This window comes from Chryseobacterium sp. C3 (genome assembly GCF_014218905.1).
Taxonomy (GTDB): domain Bacteria; phylum Bacteroidota; class Bacteroidia; order Flavobacteriales; family Weeksellaceae; genus Chryseobacterium; species Chryseobacterium mucoviscidosis.
Genome location: NZ_JACLCU010000001.1, coordinates 425,381 through 444,298 on the forward strand (window position 1 = coordinate 425,381; position 18,918 = coordinate 444,298).

Annotated in this window: 20 protein-coding genes; all 20 read right to left on the reverse strand. The window is 35.7% G+C overall.

What is annotated here, in order from left to right:
• Positions 1-7: 7 nt before the first annotated feature.
• Positions 8-1,093, reverse strand: a complete 1,086-nt coding sequence (locus H6W53_RS01925) for a coiled-coil domain-containing protein (protein ID WP_185204649.1) — start codon at positions 1,091-1,093, stop codon at positions 8-10.
• 80 nt (positions 1,094-1,173) lie between these two features.
• Positions 1,174-1,881, reverse strand: coding sequence for a hypothetical protein (locus H6W53_RS01930; protein WP_185204650.1), 708 nt, complete (start codon positions 1,879-1,881; stop codon positions 1,174-1,176).
• A complete protein-coding gene (locus H6W53_RS01935; RefSeq protein WP_185204651.1) occupies positions 1,859-2,404 on the reverse strand; it encodes an RNA polymerase sigma factor in 546 nt (181 codons plus the stop codon). Before H6W53_RS01935 ends, H6W53_RS01930 begins: the two co-directional genes overlap by 23 nt.
• Positions 2,405-2,519: 115 nt before the next feature.
• Complete coding sequence (locus tag H6W53_RS01940; RefSeq protein ID WP_185204652.1) at positions 2,520-3,902, reverse strand: nucleoside permease; 1,383 nt, start codon at positions 3,900-3,902, stop codon at positions 2,520-2,522.
• A gap of 22 nt (positions 3,903-3,924) precedes the next feature.
• The gene (locus H6W53_RS01945) at positions 3,925-4,524 is read right to left on the reverse strand and encodes a bifunctional nuclease family protein (RefSeq protein ID WP_087710346.1); all 600 of its coding nucleotides are present in this window, start codon (positions 4,522-4,524) and stop codon (positions 3,925-3,927) included.
• A 189-nt stretch (positions 4,525-4,713) separates the two neighbouring features.
• Positions 4,714-5,661: an electron transfer flavoprotein subunit alpha/FixB family protein gene (locus H6W53_RS01950; RefSeq protein ID WP_185204653.1), complete on the reverse strand. Its 948-nt coding sequence runs from the start codon at positions 5,659-5,661 to the stop codon at positions 4,714-4,716.
• Between the two features lie 82 nt (positions 5,662-5,743).
• Positions 5,744-6,490, reverse strand: coding sequence for an electron transfer flavoprotein subunit beta/FixA family protein (locus H6W53_RS01955; RefSeq protein ID WP_116099204.1), 747 nt, complete (start codon positions 6,488-6,490; stop codon positions 5,744-5,746).
• Positions 6,491-6,674: 184 nt separating this feature from the next.
• Positions 6,675-7,382, reverse strand: coding sequence for an SDR family oxidoreductase (locus H6W53_RS01960; protein ID WP_185204654.1), 708 nt, complete (start codon positions 7,380-7,382; stop codon positions 6,675-6,677).
• A gap of 140 nt (positions 7,383-7,522) precedes the next feature.
• The gene (locus H6W53_RS01965) at positions 7,523-8,440 is read right to left on the reverse strand and encodes a T9SS-dependent choice-of-anchor J family protein (protein ID WP_185204655.1); all 918 of its coding nucleotides are present in this window, start codon (positions 8,438-8,440) and stop codon (positions 7,523-7,525) included.
• A gap of 160 nt (positions 8,441-8,600) precedes the next feature.
• The gene (locus H6W53_RS01970; protein ID WP_185204656.1) at positions 8,601-8,954 is read right to left on the reverse strand and encodes a T9SS type A sorting domain-containing protein; all 354 of its coding nucleotides are present in this window, start codon (positions 8,952-8,954) and stop codon (positions 8,601-8,603) included.
• Positions 8,955-9,083: 129 nt separating this feature from the next.
• Positions 9,084-10,463 (reverse strand): dipeptidase, encoded by a 1,380-nt coding sequence (locus H6W53_RS01975; protein ID WP_185204657.1) that lies wholly within the window; start codon positions 10,461-10,463, stop codon positions 9,084-9,086.
• Positions 10,464-10,753: 290 nt separating this feature from the next.
• A complete protein-coding gene (locus H6W53_RS01980; protein WP_108410379.1) occupies positions 10,754-11,026 on the reverse strand; it encodes a hypothetical protein in 273 nt (90 codons plus the stop codon).
• A gap of 117 nt (positions 11,027-11,143) precedes the next feature.
• On the reverse strand, positions 11,144-12,292 hold the full coding sequence (locus tag H6W53_RS01985; protein WP_185204658.1) for a THUMP-like domain-containing protein: 1,149 nt from the start codon (positions 12,290-12,292) through the stop codon (positions 11,144-11,146).
• 6 nt (positions 12,293-12,298) lie between these two features.
• Positions 12,299-12,739 carry a DinB family protein gene (locus tag H6W53_RS01990; protein ID WP_185204659.1) on the reverse strand — a complete coding sequence of 147 codons (441 nt, stop codon included), beginning with the start codon at positions 12,737-12,739 and terminating at the stop codon, positions 12,299-12,301.
• Positions 12,740-12,821: 82 nt separating this feature from the next.
• Positions 12,822-13,973, reverse strand: coding sequence for a methylmalonyl-CoA mutase family protein (locus H6W53_RS01995; RefSeq protein WP_185204660.1), 1,152 nt, complete (start codon positions 13,971-13,973; stop codon positions 12,822-12,824).
• Positions 13,974-14,143: 170 nt separating this feature from the next.
• Positions 14,144-14,497, reverse strand: a complete 354-nt coding sequence (locus H6W53_RS02000) for an FtsB family cell division protein (protein ID WP_076390069.1) — start codon at positions 14,495-14,497, stop codon at positions 14,144-14,146.
• Between the two features lie 2 nt (positions 14,498-14,499).
• Complete coding sequence (udk, locus tag H6W53_RS02005; protein ID WP_076390068.1) at positions 14,500-15,114, reverse strand: uridine kinase; 615 nt, start codon at positions 15,112-15,114, stop codon at positions 14,500-14,502.
• A gap of 129 nt (positions 15,115-15,243) precedes the next feature.
• Positions 15,244-17,082, reverse strand: coding sequence for a T9SS type A sorting domain-containing protein (locus H6W53_RS02010; protein ID WP_185204661.1), 1,839 nt, complete (start codon positions 17,080-17,082; stop codon positions 15,244-15,246).
• 130 nt (positions 17,083-17,212) lie between these two features.
• On the reverse strand, positions 17,213-17,518 hold the full coding sequence (locus H6W53_RS02015; protein ID WP_185204662.1) for an ATP-dependent Clp protease adaptor ClpS: 306 nt from the start codon (positions 17,516-17,518) through the stop codon (positions 17,213-17,215).
• A gap of 21 nt (positions 17,519-17,539) precedes the next feature.
• Positions 17,540-18,898 carry a hemolysin family protein gene (locus H6W53_RS02020; RefSeq protein ID WP_076390065.1) on the reverse strand — a complete coding sequence of 453 codons (1,359 nt, stop codon included), beginning with the start codon at positions 18,896-18,898 and terminating at the stop codon, positions 17,540-17,542.
• Positions 18,899-18,918: the final 20 nt, after the last annotated feature.

The following is an 18,918-nucleotide window of genomic DNA, read 5'->3' on the forward strand; positions in this document are numbered from 1 at the left end:
ATTCATATTAAAAATTGATATATAACAGCTCCAATCCTATCTGAACGCCATATTTATTATTAATTTTTGCCTGATCGTTAAATATGGGTGTGAAATCTTTTTTCACGAAAATATTAAGCGGACCGTATCCTAAAGACAATTTGCCCCCAAAAAGAAAAGCATTAACAGCGTCCGGAATGTTTTCTCTGTATTTTACGCGGTTGTTCTCTTCATTCTTGTAAATGATATAGTTTTGGGTAAGAAATCTTACGCCTCCGTAAACGCCTGCACTGATTCTGAAATTTCCTTTGGAATTATCCAGCATTTTTTCATTGTTTTCTACGGTATATTTAGGATTTAAGACAAATACAAAATCAATCGGAACCAGAAAATAGTGATTTTTGAGATATGATTTTTTTAAACTTCCTTCGGCGAAAGTATTAAAATCGGAAATAAAAAGTTCATTGTTATGCTGTGTGAAAATTTTTGGTTTTTCCGGAGATAAAGGATCTGCACGATATCCTAAACCGATACGGTAGAATACAGGAGAAACCAAAGAGCCGAGTTGTCTTGTTATCCTGAGTTCCATCTGCGTTGACATAGAATTTCCTAATCTTATCTCAGACTCCTTATTGCCTATTGTAAGGGAAGATGATGATTTGGTAAGATTCATCAAGCTGAAACCGATATTGAAATCAGTAGTACGTAAAAGGTCTTTTTTTGTTTTATTCCCAGAGGTGTTCAGCGTGAGAAGTGCATTATTTTGAGCTAAAACTTCAATAGACTGTTTTCCGGATCTTCCCATCACAACATCTTTCACAATGCCTTTGGTTGCATTTTCCAGCTCTTCTTTCTGGCTGTTTATTTTTTCGTTGATGATTTCTTCGTATTTCGTCGCGATTTCCTTTCTCTGCTTCTGCTTTTCATCAGTGCTTATTTTGTTTTCTCTGTAGCTTTTATCCAGATCATCCAGCTCCATATTCATTTTAGACTTTTCTGCTACTACAATGCTGTCCACTTTTTTGGAATAGTTTCGTAATTCCGGTCTTACTTCCTGTGAAAAAGCATAAGAAAAAGCAAAAAGAGCAGTCATTAGGGCAAATTTAATTTTCATGTATTTTCTTTTATTTTTAGACAATATTTTACTGCTGTTCATAAAGAAGAACAGTAATTTTTATTTTAAAGTATTAGAATCTATTTTGTGTCTTTGTAGACCGTTACGCCAAGAACTGTTACATTATCCACTTTCTGAAAGACTTTATTGATATTAAAAACTCCGAATTTGCGATCATCTTTTTTCGCTTCTTCTCTGGTTTTATCAAATTCTCTTCCCATAAGCAGTTCATCAGCATTAATATAGCCTGATTTTGTTTTCTTTACATCGGCGATCGCGGGAAAAATTATATTTTCGCTTTTAATTTTGTCGGGGTTAATGTCGATAGTTCTCTGTTGCGTAACTGCAATTTCTTCAATTACAGGACTCGAAATTTTTTGAATTTTGACTTCTTTTTTTGAATTTAAAACCTCAGCCGAATTCGTTTCTGGATTTTTTAAAACAGCTTTTACCGTATTTTCCTGATTGTTTTTTTGTTCCTCAGAAGCGACAGATTGTTTTTCAAATTCCGGATTTATGGGATTTACCGCATTTTCAAGACGCTGTTTTACAATATAGTCGGTTTTTTGATGGTCAAAGTTATTTTTGTTTTTAAAATAAATAATTGTTCCTACAGAAACCATCAACAAGATAATGGCTGCATATTTCCACCATCCGGAAGACTGTTTTGAAGCATTTTCAGGATTTTCATCCAGCTTCTGATCCAATCTGTCCCAAAGATCGGCGGAAGGCTTTATTTCAAGCTTCTCGTACTCGGATTTTAAATTATTTAACGTATTGTTTTTCATTTTGCTTCTGTTTTAAAAAATCTGCAATCCATTTTTTAGATTTGCTCAGCTGGCTTTTGCTGGTGCCTTCAGAAATATTCAGTATTTCTGCTATTTCATGATGCTTTTTTTCTTCAAAAACATAGAGATTGAAAATCAATCGGTATCCATCGGGCATTTTTGAAAAAATTTCCTCCATATTAAGCTCCTCCATCTCTTCTTCCCAGTCTTCCTCAACATTTCCGATTTCGCTGATCTCAACATCCGTGTAAAGGATATTTCTGTTTTTCCTGATAAAATTAATCGAGTTATTCACTACGATTTTCCTCAGCCAGAACTGAAAGCTTTTCCATTCTCTGCATTCCTCTATTTTAGAAAAACAAGTGAAAAAAGAATTCATTAAAATATCTTCCGCATCATGAAGGTTATTCACATAAGAATTTGCTATGGCAAGCATTTTCGCCGAAAACATTTCGTACAGAGCTTTCTGCCCTCTCCGATCCTGCTTTTTTGCCAGTTTAAAATTCTCTTCTAAATTCTTCATTAATTAGTTTCTGTTTATAAGACGAGATATTTTTGAAAGGGTTGCCTGAATATCAAAAAAAATTGCACTTTTTTTGAAAGTGCAATTTAATATACTCGTTATCAATACGATAAAATTAATGTTTGATATCTGATGTCTGAATAGGGGTATGCTTGTGTCTGAACAGAACAGCAAATAAAAGAGCTAAAACCAACGCATAGACTGCGAAAGAAAGCCAGATATTATGCCAGTCTTTTACCATTACAATAGAAGATAACGTTCCGTCCGGATTTACCGCAGAATTGAAACTCTTTTGCAGAATTCCTAAAAAAGTCTGGTTGTCCGGTGTTGTTTCAAGATAATTTGCCAGTGAAGAAGCTGTAGTAAATTTGTGGGTGAAGAATTTATCAATTGCCCAGCCTGCAGCATAACTTCCGAAAACAGCTCCGAAACCATTCGTCATCATCATGAATAATCCCTGAGCCGAAGAACGGATCTTTTTATCGGTGGTGGTTTCCACAAAAAGTGATCCTGAAATATTAAAGAAATCGAAGGCCATTCCGTACACCACGCAGGAAAGAATGATTAAACCTAAACCATATCCTTCCGGAACTCCATACGCAAAGAAACCAAATCTTAAAACCCAGGCAAACATTGAAATCAACATTACTTTTTTAATTCCGTATCGCTTTAAAAAGAAAGGAATCGCCAAAATAAACAAAGTTTCAGAAACTTGAGAAATGGACATAATAATGGTAGATCTTTTCACAACGAAAGAGTCTGCATATTTCGGAAAATGTTCAAATTCACTCAGGAATACGTCTCCGTAAGCATTAGTAAGCTGTAAAGCCGCGCCCAAAAGCATGGAAAATAAGAAAAACAAAGCTGTCTTGTAATCTTTGAACAGTTTAAAAGCATTTAAGCCTAATTGCTCCGACAATGGTGCTTCTTTGTCTATTAATTTTTGTGGAGGACATTTTGGTAATGTTAAAGCGTAAATTCCTAAGAATACAGCAACGGCTCCTGCAATATAAAACTGTCCTTCCGTAGCTTTGTTTCCTGTAAGATTGGTAATCCACATGGCTACAATAAAACCAATAGTTCCCCAAACACGGATAGGAGGAAAATCTTTTACCACATCCAACTCACTATTTTTAAGAATAGTATAAGATATTGAATTGGCTAATGCAATTGTAGGCATATAAAAGCACATGGCAACAAGCATTACCGTGAAGAAAGAACCGGGATCCGCCGAGTGAGGCAGAATGAAAAGCACAATACCGTATAAAATGTGTAACGCTGAAAAAATCCTTTCTGCGTTTACCCAACGGTCGGCAATGATTCCGGTGATGGTCGGCATAAAAATGGAAGCAATTCCCATGGTTCCGAAAACAGCACCAAACTGCGCTCCGTCCCAATGTTTTGTACCGAACCAAAAATTAGCCATCGTAATCAGCCAAGCTCCCCAAACGAAGAACTGCAGAAAACTTAAGATGGTCAGTCGTAATTTTAAGTTCATAAGTCAGTATAAATAATCTCTTTTAGTCAATTTTTTTCTTTCTCCTCCTGATTTCTTCCTGAATTTCAAGAGCAGTATCGTAATCTTCTTCTTTCACCGCTTCATCCAATAACTTCTGCAATTCTTCCATTGAAATGGATTTCAGATTATCTTCTGCCTGAACGGTTTCGGAAAATGACTGCTCTTCTTTGGATACATCTTCCAGTTCCAGAAGAATTCCTGCTTCGTTCAGCACCTGTTGTGTGGTAAAAATAGGCGCATCAAAACGCACTGCCATTGCTACCGCATCGGAAGTTCTTGCATCTAAGATAAGCTCTTCGTCGGTTGCCTTATTTTTAAAGTTGATATTTGAGAAGAAAACGCCGTCTACAATCTGATAGATGATAACGGATACAAGTTCGTAATTTGCAGAATGTATAAATTTTGTAAATAAATCGTGTGTAAGAGGACGAGGGGGATGAATGTCTTTCTCAAGCCCCAAAGAAATGGATTGTGCCTCAAAATTCCCTATAACAACAGGTAATTTAATATGTGTTTCCTCATGTTCCAATAATAGTGCGTACGCCCCGGATTGTGTCTGGCTGTACGATATCCCGCGTATAATTAACTGTTTATAATCCATAGCTACAAATATAGATTAATTTTTCAAAGTTTTTTTTACTTTTTAGACAAAAATAAAAGCCCGAAATGGGCTTTTATATGCGAATTGTGAATTAATGACATTGCCAATTTTACTTTGTAAGTGAATTTTTCGAGATATCCATTAAAAATTTATATCTGAAATAATTGACAATTATCAATTCACTATTTTTTATCCTTTAAGAGCTTTAATTTTTTCTGTTAATGCAGGGATAATCTGGAAAGCGTCTCCTACTACCCCATAATCTGCTGATTTGAAGAATGGTGCTTCAGGATCGCTGTTGATTGCAACGATTGTTTTAGAAGAGTTTACTCCCGCCAAATGCTGAATTGCTCCGGAAATACCGATGGCAATATAAAGATTTGGAGAGATTGCTTTACCTGTTTGTCCTACGTGTTCTGAGTGAGGTCTCCATCCGATGTCTGAAACCGGCTTGGAACAAGCTGTAGCTGCACCCAAAACGTTTGCAAGATCTTCTACCATTCCCCAGTTTTCAGGACCTTTCATTCCTCTTCCTGCTGAAACAACGACTTCCGCTTCTTTAAGATCTAATTTTCCTGAACTCTGCTCGTGAGAGATTACTTTGGTATCTTCATTTGCAACAGACAGATTTTTTACTTCTTCTGAACCTGAAACTGCATTTTCCTTCACTCCGAAAGCGTTTTGAGAAACCGTTACAATAACTCCGTTTCCTTCTGCTTTTGCATGCATAAATCCTTTTCCTGAAAAAGCTCTTCTTTTCACCTGAAACGGAGAAAGACTTTCAGGAGCTTCCAGTACATTAGTGATTAAAGAATGTCCGTTCATTACTGCCAACATCGGGGCAATGGAAGAAGCATCTGTTGTATGAGGGAAAACGATGATATTTCCGTTTGCCACTTCACTTACCGCCTGAGCGTAAGCTTTAGCGGAGAAACTTTTAAGACCTTCGTCTTTGATGTTGATTACGTTTGATGCTCCATATTTATATAATAGATCTGAAGAATCTGTAGGGTTTACAGAGATTGCCGTTACGGTATCTCCTGCCTGATCTGCAACAGCTTTAGCATAAGAAACTGCTTCAAAAGCCGCTTTTTTGTAAACTCCGTTTATATTTTCTGCGTATACGAATACTGCCATTTTTTGAATTTTAAAAAATTAAAGGTTTAGGTTTAGGCTAAGATTTAGAATTTAAATCTAAAACTCAGTCTTAGCCTCAATATTAGATAACTTTCGCTTCTTCGTGAAGTAATCTTACCAATTCATCCAGATTATCAGGAGAAACCAGTTTTACAGCAGCTCTTGGCGGAACGCTGTCATAAGAAACTCCCTGAACTTTCACCTCAGAAGAAGTAGGTTCCACTACCTGCAAAGGTTTTGTTCTTGCAGACATAATTCCTCTCATGTTCGGAATAATTAAGTCTTTTTCGTCCACCAATCCTTTCTGACCCGCGATTACAGCCGGCAATTTTACAGAAATGGTTTCTTTACCTCCTTCAATTTCTCTTACTGCAGTAGCTTCGCTTCCGTTTACGTCAAGTCCTACAGATGCGTTTACGAAAGGCTGGTTCAATAACTGAGCTACCATTCCCGGAACAGAACCTCCGTTATAATCGATCGATTCTTTACCGCAAAGGATTAAATCGTATCCCCCGTTTTGTGCAACGGCAGCAATCTCTTTAGCTGTAGAGAAACTGTCTTTAGGATCAAGATTTACTCTTACGGCATCGTTTGCCCCGATTGCCAAAGCTTTTCTTACAACAGGCTCTGTAGAAACATCTCCTACGTTGATTACCGTTACTGTTGCCCCCTGAGATTCCTGTAATTTTATTGCTTTTGTTAACGCAAATTCGTCAAGAGGATTAATTACCCACTGAATTCCGTTTTTGTCGAATGCAGATTTATCCGCTGTAAAGTTAATTTTGGAAGTAGTATCCGGAACACTACTTATACAAACTAATATTTTCATATGTTGTTCTTATTGTTTTAATGGTCAGATGAAACTTTTCGGTTCCATGTGTACTATTTTATATGCTTCAATAAAATTTAAAGTTTCTTTAAATTTCAGTTAAATTATGTTTCGCTAATATAAATAAAAAATATATTATGCATGCATAGTACTTATTATTTTACTATTCAATGCATTAAAGTCATTATTTAGCGGGTTTTGTTGCCCGAAATTCGATCTTACTCGGTAAAACTCTCGGGTTCATTTTTAAAATATCCAAAACCAGATTCCCCATATCTTCGGGCTGGATCTTCCATGCGTCTTTTTCCGAAGGAGTATTTCCGTTGAAATGCGTGGCTACAGAACCCGGCATAATTACCGTAGATTTGATGTTGTATTTTCTTAAATCGATCATTGCAGCCTGTGTGAAACCTACTACGCCAAATTTTGAGGCATTGTAGCCCGTTCCGTTTTCGAAGAAATTCGCTCCCGCCAGACTTGAAACGGTGATGTAATATCCTTCTGTTTTTTTCAGTTCTTCCACGGAAGCTTTTAATGTGTAGAAAACACCTGTCAGATTTGTTTCAATCATATCATTCCATTCCTCAGCAGAAAGCTCATCCACAGGCTTAAAAATTCCCAAACCGGCATTTGCAATCACAAAATCGAGTCTGCCAAATTTCTCTTTTGTCTGTTGTACCGCTTTTTCTTCGTTTTCAAGAACTTTTACATCCGATACAATTCCCAGAACGTTTTCAGAAATCTGCTTTAAATCCTGTTCAGCTTTTTCCACATCTTCTTTTTTTCTTCCCGAAAATGCAACTGAAACTCCGTTTTCAAGTAAAATTCTGGCAATTCCGAAACCAATTCCCTTTGTTCCACCTGTGATGTATGCTACTTTATCTTTGATCATATTATTGCGAATTTAAGTTCTTAAAAATAACAAAAATGCTTTAAATAAAGTAATTTTTATTGCCTAACATTTGTCAGTTTATTAGATCAAATAAAAAAGCGCTCCGAGTAGAAGCGCTTTGAAAATAATATAGAATTTATTTATTTTTTGATGAATTTCTGGGAAATTTTATTTCCTTTGGATTCCATGCTGATGATGTATGATCCGGAATTGAGATGTTTTACATTTATCTTATCTCCTTCCACTTTTACCTCAACTTTTTTACCTGCAATGTCAAAAACTTCGATATTGCTGAATTTGTCTGCTGATTTGATGGATATGTAATCTGTTGTAGGGTTTGGATATACAGATATGCTTTTTTCATTTAAGGCAACATCATTGGTAGATAATGTAGGTCTGTCAATAGAAAAAGTATCGATTCCTATAAGATCCGAATTGCTTCCGCTTGGTCCTCCGTCTGTAACGTAATATCTAAAGGCAAATCTTACCGGAACCGGATTTGCACCTACTCCTGTAACGGTAAAGCTGTATTTGGTCCATGTTTTAGGATAAACAAAACCTGAAGCCAGATTTGGATTCACAGATACTCCTAAGTTGGTAAAAGATCCGACCGCGGAAGCTCCTGTTGTAGGAAGAACCGCACCGGCTGCCAATGCGTATCTCAGCTCCAGACGATCGGGATAATCTATCGTCCCGTCTGTTCCCTTTCTGGAATAAAAGCTCACAATATCTCCATCTTTTACGTCTATCGCATTTGTAAATAACCAGTTGCTGATTGTCCCCGCTCCTGATGTACTTGTGTAATTTACCAACGCAAAGGAATTGGCACCTCCTGCCTGTCCTACAGGAACAGTAGTGGTATTGCCGCTCCCGAACAGAGGATTTGTAAGAGGGGTCGCATAGTTTGCTTTTGTCCAGACCGAAGTGGTTACCGGACTGCTCTGATTAGAGGTTGTCCAATTTGTGAAAGCGGTATCAAAACCATAGCTGTAAATGTTGGTCTGCGCATTCATTGAGACCAGGCTCAGAATTGAGCCGAGTAGTAAAATTTTTCTCATATCATTAAAATTTAGTTTTATAAATATATTAATAATATTTTGAAAATAAAACAATTATATTTAAAACATAACACTGATACCACATTTTTAATGTATTATTTTAACTAAAACGGCTGCATTTATGATAATGCAGCCGTTTTTAATATAAACAATTTCTTTTCTATTCTTTAATCAGTTTTTTAGTAATTAAACCTTGATCTGTTTTAATTCCCAATACATAATTTCCCGTTGCCAAGCCGGAAATATTTACTTTATTACCCGTTAAAGAAAGATCGATTCTTTTTCCGGAGAGATCATAAACGTATACTGAAAGTATTTTATTTTTACCTTCAATCGTTACAATATCTTTTGCAGGATTAGGATAGATGAAGATATCTTCTTTTGCTTTAGAAACTTCTTCTCTAGTCGCAAGAATTGTATTGTTGGAATAAGATAAATTAAAATTATCAATTGCCCAGTTATAAGCTACAGAATTTCCTGAAGCATTAATATTATAAGTACGGTATTGCCCCACATCCAAAGCCGGAATAGAAAGTATTCCGGAAGTAAAAAATTAGATTTCAATTAATTTATTAGCATGCTAAATATAAAAAAAAATCCCTTAGAAAAAAATCTAAGGGACTCATTTATTGATTGTTAAAATTTACTTGGAATAATTCTCGAAAAATAACGGAATACTTTCAATTCCTTTATAAAAATTGAATAATCCGTAATGTTCGTTTGGAGAATGGATGGCATCAGAATCTAATCCGAAGCCCATTAAAACGGATTTTGCTCCCAAAACCTGCTCAAACATAGCGGTAATCGGGATACTGCCTCCTCCTCTGTATGGAAGTACTTCTTTTCCGAAGGCAGATTCCATTGCCTGTTTTGCTGCCAAAAATTCTTTGGTATCGGTTGGTAAAACATAAGGCATTCCTCCATGATGCGGCGTTACTTTTACTTTTACATTTTGAGGAGCAATTTTTTCAAAATATTTTGTGAATTTTTCGGTGATTTCTTCCGGAGTCTGATAAGGAACCAGACGCATTGAGATCTTGGCAAAAGCTTTTGAAGGAATTACTGTTTTTGCTCCTTCTCCGATATAACCTCCCCAGATTCCGTTGCAATCTAATGTAGGACGGATAGATGTTCTTTCTAAAGTAGTATATCCTTTTTCTCCTTCCACACCGTTTAATCCGATAGATTTTTTGAATTCTTCAGGATTATCTTTCAGCTTGTTCATATCTGCTCTGTCTGAATCTGAAACGGTTTCCACATTATCATAGAATCCATCGATGGTAATATGTCCGTCTTCATCAATCAGATTTGCAATCATTCTAGACAGTACGTGGATCGGATTTGGAACTGCTCCTCCATAAAGCCCGGAATGCAGGTCTCTATTCGGACCTTCCACTTCTACTTCCACGTAGCTTAATCCTCTTAAACCTGTTGTTACCGTAGGCTGCTCGTTGCTGTAAATATGGGTATCTGAAATTAAAATACAGTCACAAGAAAGTTTTTCTTTGTTTTCATTCACCCAGTCTCCTAAACTTACCGAACCTACTTCTTCTTCTCCTTCTAAAATAAATTTAACATTACAAGGAAGCGCATTGGTTTTCATCATGGCTTCAAAAGCTTTAAGATGCATAAAGAACTGGCCTTTGTCGTCTGCCGAACCTCTTGCAAAGATGGCTCCTTCCGGATGAAGTTCTGTTTTTTCGATATACGGCTCGAATGGCGGTTTTGTCCATAGTTCCAACGGATCTGCAGGCTGAACATCATAATGTCCATATACTAAAACCGTCGGTAAATCTGTATTTAAAATTTTTTCTCCGTAAACGATAGGATATCCTTTGGTCTGGCAAACCTCCACGTTATCTGCTCCCGCATTTTTAAGATGTTCTGCCACGACTTCCGCACATTTTAAAACGTCATTTTTATACGCAGGATCTGCAGAAATGGAAGGAATTCTCAATAATTCAAATAATTCATCCACGAAACGCTGTTTGTTTTCGCTGATGTAATTTAATGTCTCTTGCATTGTAAAATATTATTTTGCTAAAAATAAAAAATTTGCTTTTCAGGAACAAACAAAAACGTATAATTTTCCTCAGGTCTGAAGTGTGTTGTCGAAAAATCTTAATCTGAATGGTATTTTATCCCTAAAATTGACTGACAGCCGTGATTGCAGCATTTGTCTGAGCTCATTTTCTGGTTTTCGGCGCGGCTTCGCCGCGCCGAAAACCAGAAAATAGCGAGTGCGGAAAGCGCGAAACAGCTCCTAAAAAAATCTCCCACATTGCTGCGGGAGATTTTATATTGTACTTTTAATTAGTGTTCAGCTTTTGGAGCTTCTTTAGCTTCGGCAGGTTTTGCAGTTGCTGTACTGTCTGTTTTTGGAGCTTCGGCTTCGTGCTTTTCTGCAGTTGCCTCTTCTGTATGCATTGTGGCAGCTTCGTGACCATGACCTTCACCTTGAGGATCGTCTGAATATCTTTCTGCTCCTTCTTCAAGTTTCAAGGTATTTTTGTTCCCTCCGGCCTGAATTTTCTTACAGCTTACAGCAACAGTAGCAAGAGCTAAACATATAACTAATTTTTTCATATGTAAAATTTATTTTTTTAAGATCAGCAGAATCATTTTGCATAGATTAACAAACACGATTCTTATTAATTTTTAATTGTCCAAAATTAAGGATTCCTATTTTTTTCGGCAACATTTTTATACTGATTTTAGTATAATTTTTCCTTTTTTGGATTGTGTAAAAATAAGATAATTTTCTCCACCGTCTTTTAAACTGTATTTCTTTTTTATTTCCTCAGGTTTTAACGGATAATTTTTGGAAATAATATTGAACTGACTTTTCTTTACAATCTGTTTAGCCTCAATAATTTCCATTTCCAAAATCCTTCCGGGAAAATCAGTTATCTTTTGATTTGACGTGTAAAGATGTGTATTGGGATGTAATTTTTTTAATTTGAATTTTTCTGAGATTACATTAAAAACTCCGGCTTTTAAAACCGAATTATTGGGAATGTAGATGTATTTTTCAGGTTCACCAAATTCTGCTGCTGCATTTTCTTCACTGCCAAAATCAAAGCTGAAATCTGCTTCATGACTTTCGAGGTTTACACAATGACAGATGATTTTGTCTGAATTTTGGTTTGACAGAAATACAACGACTTCTTTAACATCGTTTTTTAAGGCGATAATATCGATCCTGAAAAGGTTTGGTAAAACAGACATTAGATATTTCAGATCAATTAAGGGTGAAAGTTTTATCACGACCTCATTGGAGATATAAAGTAGTTTTTCCTGAATTTCAATAATATCAGGCGAAAGATCTTCGAGTAAAAAAACTTTATTTTTATTGTGGTCTCTTCGCGCAGGATCGAGATAGATTACATCGAAAGTTTCTGTATTTTCATGTAAAAAGTCTTCCAGCTTCTGGCTGATAAATTTTGCTTTCCTGCCTAAAACGTTCCAATTGTGTTCAACAATTGCCAAAAGCTCAGCATTTTGTTCCACCAAAGTTATTTCTTCGAAATTTTCTGATAAATAATAGGCATCAATTCCAAAACCGCTGGTTAAATCGATAAACTTTTTACCTTTTAAGATCTCAGATTTATACAATGCTGTTTTTTCGGAGGAAGACTGCTCTAAATTCAGTTGTGGCGGAAAAATAATTCCTTCTTTCAGCAGAAACGGAAATTTCTTCTGTGCAACCTGCTTTCCTTTGATCTGCTGAACAATTTCCTGTATGGAAACTTCCGGAAAAGGGGATTTTTTTAATAACAAAGAATGCAAATCTGCGTTTAGATTTGCATTGATAAATTGCTGAATTTCCTGATATAAAATTTCTTTTTTCAAAGTTTTTTATCTTTTATAAAAAATGTAATCCGCTAAAATAGGAGTAATTCCGCTTTGTTTCAATAACGAATTGATTTGTCCTCTGTGATAAGTGGAATGATTAATTGCCTGAAAAAGCATTTCGAAAACTGTGTTTTCAAATTTTATTCCTCTTGAATTCTGATATTCAATTTTTTGATCCGGATCAAATTTCTGAACAATTTCAAGGCTTTTATTAAAGTTTTGCTGATTAATTCCGTCTAAATTTTCAAAAGGATTAATTTGCCAAACCTCAAAAGATTTTTCATTTAAAATCCGGGAATTCCAAATTTGTTGGGCATTTAAAGTATGATTGATAAGACTGATTGCTTTTTCATCAACCTTTTCAAGATTTTCAGAAATAATTTTAATCATTTCTTTGTTGAAATGATAAGTATATTCGAATAAATCAACTAATTTTTCTTTCATACTAAGTTACAAATCAGATTCTTTTTTGAACAGCATTGTATCTGGTGATAATGGATCTATCTTTTCATGATATTTTCAAAAATTATTCAAACATTTCCGCCCAGCGAACGGCTTTAATTTCTTTTTCGCTGTATAATTCCTCAATAGACTTTTTAACGTCTAATTTCGGGTATAAATTAACGCCGATCAGCTTTATTTTTCCTTCTTCCACCCACTTCTGCTCTTCAATGGCGTGATCGTAGATTTTTTTCTGAATAGTTCCCTGCTTCAAAAGTTCGAGATAGCCTCCGTTCTCCTCTACTTCCACAAAAAATGCCCAAGATTTTTCCGCAATCTGCCGTGTAATATCTTCTACATAATAACTTCCGTTTGATGCATCTTCAAAAACATTGATAATGCTTTCATACGCAAGAACAATCTGCTGTTTGAAAGAAATTTCTTCTGAATTTTCCGTGCTTTTTTCTACCAGATAATTATTGCTGAAAACCGCATCTGCTCCACCGATCATAGCTGCTGCAAGCTCTAAAGTAGAGCGGATCAGGTTATTTTCATTATCGGAAACTGCTTTATTTCTCAGGGAAGTTTCTGCAAAAATGTAGGGAATTTCGTCCAGATCGTATTCTTTTGACAATTGATTGAAAACTATTTTAAAGGCTCTCAGTTTTGCCATTTCGAAGAAGTAGTTTCCACCGACTGCTATTCTGAAGATGAGTTTGTTTACAATTTCTGAACCGTAGATTTCTACAAGTTCTTTTGTTTTTGCCAAAGCAATTCCCAACTGCTGAAAAATAGCGGCTCCGGTATTCTGATGAAGGGAAATATCTACACAAATATGTCTTCTGAATTGTTTTGCGAGTAGTTCTTTTACCAACTGGTCATTAATTACAGCTTGTTTTTCATCAAAAACATCAATAAGTGAAAAGTATTGGTCTTCTTCTTTCGGACTGATGTGACCTGCGAGTTCCGCATTATTCACGAAAATGGTTTTCTGCTCGAGATTTTCTACATTTTGGTCTAAAATAAATGCAAAAACGTCTTCTTCTAAACTTTCATGATATTTTGCTACCAAATGGGTGCTTTCTTCAATTTTCGGCAGATTTACCAATGGTTTCTGCACAGCGTCGTAGAAAGGTTTTACCACAATTCCTTCCAGATTTTCTTTGGTAAGGATTGTATAAATATCGTCTGTTTTAAGCTGTTGTTTTACTAAATTTTCCCAGGCTGTATTTGACATAGTTTTTGTATGAATTTGTGAATGGTCAATAGTCAATCCGCTTTTATTCATCAATTTTCACTTGATTATAATCCTAACGCAAAGTTTTTTCCATGATGATAAATGACGAACAATCATTTTAAAATTTACTTGCGAAGCAAAATTCATTATTGACAATTCATTAAAAAAAATTATTTTTTCGCGTTTGCACTGTCAACTACCAGAATAAAAATTTCTTCATCCGGTTTTTTCATGAAGTAGTTTTCTCTTGCGTATTTTTCTTTTTCAGATTTGTTGTTCATCAGCTTTTTATAAAACGCATCGTTCTTTTCGTATTCGGTTTTATAGTATTGAAGCTGTTCTTCGTATTTGCTGATTTCGCCGTTCAGTTCATTGATGACAAGAAAGGAAGTTTTATCAAAGAAAATCATCCATACCAGAAACAGACAGATTGTAATGGTATATTTATTCAAAAAATATTTCTGAATAAGTTTGAATGTTTCAGACTTGGGCTGAATGTCTTTAATAAGCTTATTTTCTTTCATTTCTAGTGTTTTCTCAACGAGTTTTTAATAACGGTGGTTAAAAAATCTATCGCAACGGAATTCTGTCTCATATTCGGGATGATAAGATCCGCTTCATTTTTGGAAGGTTCAATAAATTCCTGATGCATCGGCTTTAATGTGGTCTGATAACGGTGCAGTACTTCATTAAGGTCTCTTCCTCTTTCCTGTGTATCTCTTCGTATCCTCCTGATCAGTCTTTCGTCTGAATCTGCGTGTACAAAAACTTTCAGATCAAATTCCTTCAATAATTCCTTGTTGGTAAGAACGAGAATTCCTTCTACTACCAATACATTTTTAGGTTCTACGGTAACGTGATCTCCTGTTCTTCCATGCGTTACAAAGCTGTAAATAGGCTGCTCAATGGATTCGTTATTTTTTAAAGCTTTTACATGTTTTATCAGAAGATCAAAATCGATGGATTTGGGATGGTCATAATTTAAGGCTTCTCTTTCTGCCAATGTAAGATTATGATTATCATGATAATAGTTATCCTGTGAAAGGATGTTCATTCCTTCGATGTCAAGCTGCTGAATGATCTTATCAACAACCGTAGTTTTGCCGGAGCCTGTACCTCCTGCAATTCCTATTACAAGCATTATTTTTGTTTCTTTATAGTTTTTACAAATATACTATTTTACTTGAATGCAAATAAAATAATGAAAGATGAATTTTAATCAAAAAAAATCCCATGCAAAACATCGGATTTTATATTCTTTACGGAAATTCTATTTTTTGATGAACTTTGTTGAGACTTCCAAGCCTTTTATTCTCAAAAGATAGTCTCCAATCTGTAAATGTGAAACATTGATTGTATTTTTTCCTTTGCCAATCGTAGTTTCCATTACTTTTCTGCCTTCCATATTATAGATTTCTGCCTTCTCGTCTTTATTAATTTTCATTGAAACCGTTAAAATATCTGAAACAGGATTCGGATATATGGCAATACTATTCTTTTTCTCTGCTTCATCTACTGCCAAAAGGCATGTGTAAGCCGGCAAAACATACCCTGCAGCGTTAAATTCCTGCGTCATCTGAACAATATCCGCACAGGTAAACCCAAAGGTTCCCAGCATATCGATTGCAGCCTGTCTTACGGCAATTGCAGCACTTTGCTGGTTCGTGCTTGAATTGGTCATGCTTATTCCTTCCAGAAATGCTCTGTCTGTCTTTGCTTTCCCTATTTTATCATAGATTCTCATAAGAGCGGATGCCCAAATCTGCCCTCTTGTATGAATTGATCCGGAACCGGGATATAATACTGTGTAATTGGTAATTCTTCCTGACCAATATTCGTTATGCCCGTCCCAACTGAACATCCAGTTGTACGCAGCGGAAGATGAAGGCCACTGATTGAGACTTCTGCTGTAGGATTGCGCCCAATAGTCTCCACAGCCTTCGCTTAATCCCTGAACCTGAGATAAGCTTCCATTCGTAAGCCAGTCGTGAATGCCGTGTCCCAATTCGTGCAAAACAACATCTGCATCTTCAGCATCGTCTACTCCGCCTTCTCCAAAAACAAGCTGTCCGTTGCTGTAATAAGAATTATCATCTCCATCTAAACCATGGGGATCAAACCATAAAATTCCTGCGTTTGTTAAGGGTTTACAATCAATATTCAATGTCTGGTTAATATAACGCAGGCTGTTATCAATATGCCAATAAGCATTGACCGCTTCAAATCCCTGATCGTTTCTGTTAAATAAAAACTGATTGGTTGACTGTGTAAAAAGTCCCGTCGACGGCGTTTCGAGATCTTTTATTTCTGCATAAGAACCTTTTAACTTATAAACTCCCGCTGTTAAATCCAATTCAGGGATTGTAACTAAAGTTCTGGCAGCATCCAGACTTGCATTTGTTGCGTCGTTATTATCTACATATTGTCCTGCATAGGCAACCTGCATTTTAGAAAGCGGATCCGGATTGAAAATATAACCAGTTCCGGAAACCAAAACTTTTTTAGCTTTAGTATTCTTTTTATTGGATTTCTTTTCAGGATTTTTTTCTTTTTCTTTATAGTAATATGCCACATCTTTCACACTTATGACTTCTCCAGTCTGTGCATCTATAATTGTTTCCCAGCTTCCCGGATTTTCGAAAGAACTCGTGAGAACACGATAGACTAATTTCGTATCTCCGGAATCTGTAAGGTATACATAAAGTTTTGTCTCTTCGTGGGTAATTCCTCCTTTCGTATGGGAAGCCTGATGAGCCTTTGCAAGTGCATCTGATGAGGCAAAAGATGGAATTACATTAATTTCTTTAATATCTTTTTTAAAACTTTCTGCAGAAGTATAGGATATTCCTCCGTTTTTATTGAAATGTACAACAAGTTCGGACTGAAAGACCGGAATTTCTTTCATCAGTTGTTGAAAACGCAGTGTTTCTCCCGAACTGCTTTTTCTTACAAAGTTTAATTTAAACTGGCTGAAATTCTGAACTCCAAGACTGTTAGAATTTTCCGTAATCCACTTTCTGGCGGATGATTCCAAAGATGATTCCTGACCCATTAACGCTGAACAAGATAAAATGCAGCCAAGAACCAATGAATTAATTTTTAGTTTCATGTAATGTTTTTATGATTTAATTAGCAAGATAACAAATATTCACAAAAACATGAATAAATTCTTAAAAAAATATTAAAAAAAATTAAAATTAGATGTAAAAAAGCTCCGTCAATAGTCAGAGCTGATCATTTTATACGATTTCGCTGGTTAATTCTCTTGAAAGCAATTTTTCGTGCATGGGCTTCAAAAGTTCCATTGATCCTGTTTTTACAGTACATTTGCCTTTAAAATGAACAAGAATTGTACATTGCTCGGCTTGCTCTAAGGTGTGTTTGCAAATCTCGATCAGACAATCAATAACATAATCAAATGTATGAACGTCATCGTTATGCAAAACCAATTTATAGACTTCATCGGTCTCATCCAATACGAGAACTTCTTCTTCGTACTGACGTTTCGGATCTTCGTAATCTTTTATACTGTTATAAAAAATCATGTTTAAATTGTTTACAATAGATTAAACTTCTCCTATTTTTTCGGCAAGATCACTAATGCTGTTGGGTTCTTCATATACCAACTCTACAAGCTCCACACTTTTATTGTTCATTTTAAGAATCTTGAAATGATAATTTTCCAGATCAAATTCCTGATTTTCTTCCGGAATATCTTCTAAAGCATGAAGAATAAAACCTGCGAGTGTATTGTACTCACTCTCTTCCGAAAGCGGTAATTTTTTAGGAATAAATTCATTAATTTCATCCAAAGGCTGTGTTGCCTGAACCCAATAAGTATTCTCCCCGATTTTATCTACAATTTTCTCTTCATCATCTTCTTCATCCTGAATTTCTCCTACCAATTCCTCTAAAATATCTTCAAGGGTAATAATTCCTTCTGTCCCTCCGAATTCATCAATAACAATTGCCAAATGCTGTTTTTTCTGCTGAAAAATTTTCAATAGGTCTGAAATCTTTTTACTTCCCACCACGAAAAATGCGTCACGCATCAATTCTTTCAGATCATCATGATTCAGCTCTCCTTTTCTTTTAACGAATTCTCTGATGATTTCTTTTGTATACAGGATACCAATTACATTATCAATAGAATCTACATACACCGGAATACGGGAATAACCGCTATCCATGATCGTGTTAATAATTTCATTGACATCTTCCTTAAAATCTATCGATGTAATATTCTGACGCGGAACCATGATCTGTTTTGCAGAATGATCTGTAAAATCAAATGCATTTTTAATGATCTCATAATTTTCCTCTTCAATTTCTCCACTGTCGGCAGATTGTTTTACCAAAAGCTGAAGCTCTTCGGTAGAGTGGATCTCATGTTCTGAAGCCGGATGAATTTTTACCAATCTTAAAAATGTATTAGACATTAAATTCATCAACCAGATAAAAGGCTTGAAAACCGTATAAAAAACTCTTAACGGAATTGCAGTCGCCATCGTAGTAGATTCTGATTTTCTGATGGCAATGGATTTCGGAATAAGCTCTCCGAAAACAATATGCATGATCGTAATGAGCACAAAACTTGTAATTACTGAAATTGAAGTGATGGTTGCCTGACTAAGATCAATACTAAGAGAATGGAAAATATTTTCTACAATATGGTGCAATGCGCTTTCTCCTACCCAACCTAAAGCCAGGGAAGCCAACGTAATACCAAGCTGTGTAGCCGAAAGATATTCATCAAGATGCTTGATGATATGCTCTGCCTGCTTTGCCATGGAGTTCCCCTCTGCGGCTTTTATCTGAATTTGGGAATAACGAACTTTAACAATTGAAAATTCTGCGGCTACAAAAAAGCCATTAAGTAAAACAAGTAATAAGGCCAGCAAAAGCCTGACTATGTCCGAGTCCATTTAGAAATTATATAAATTTA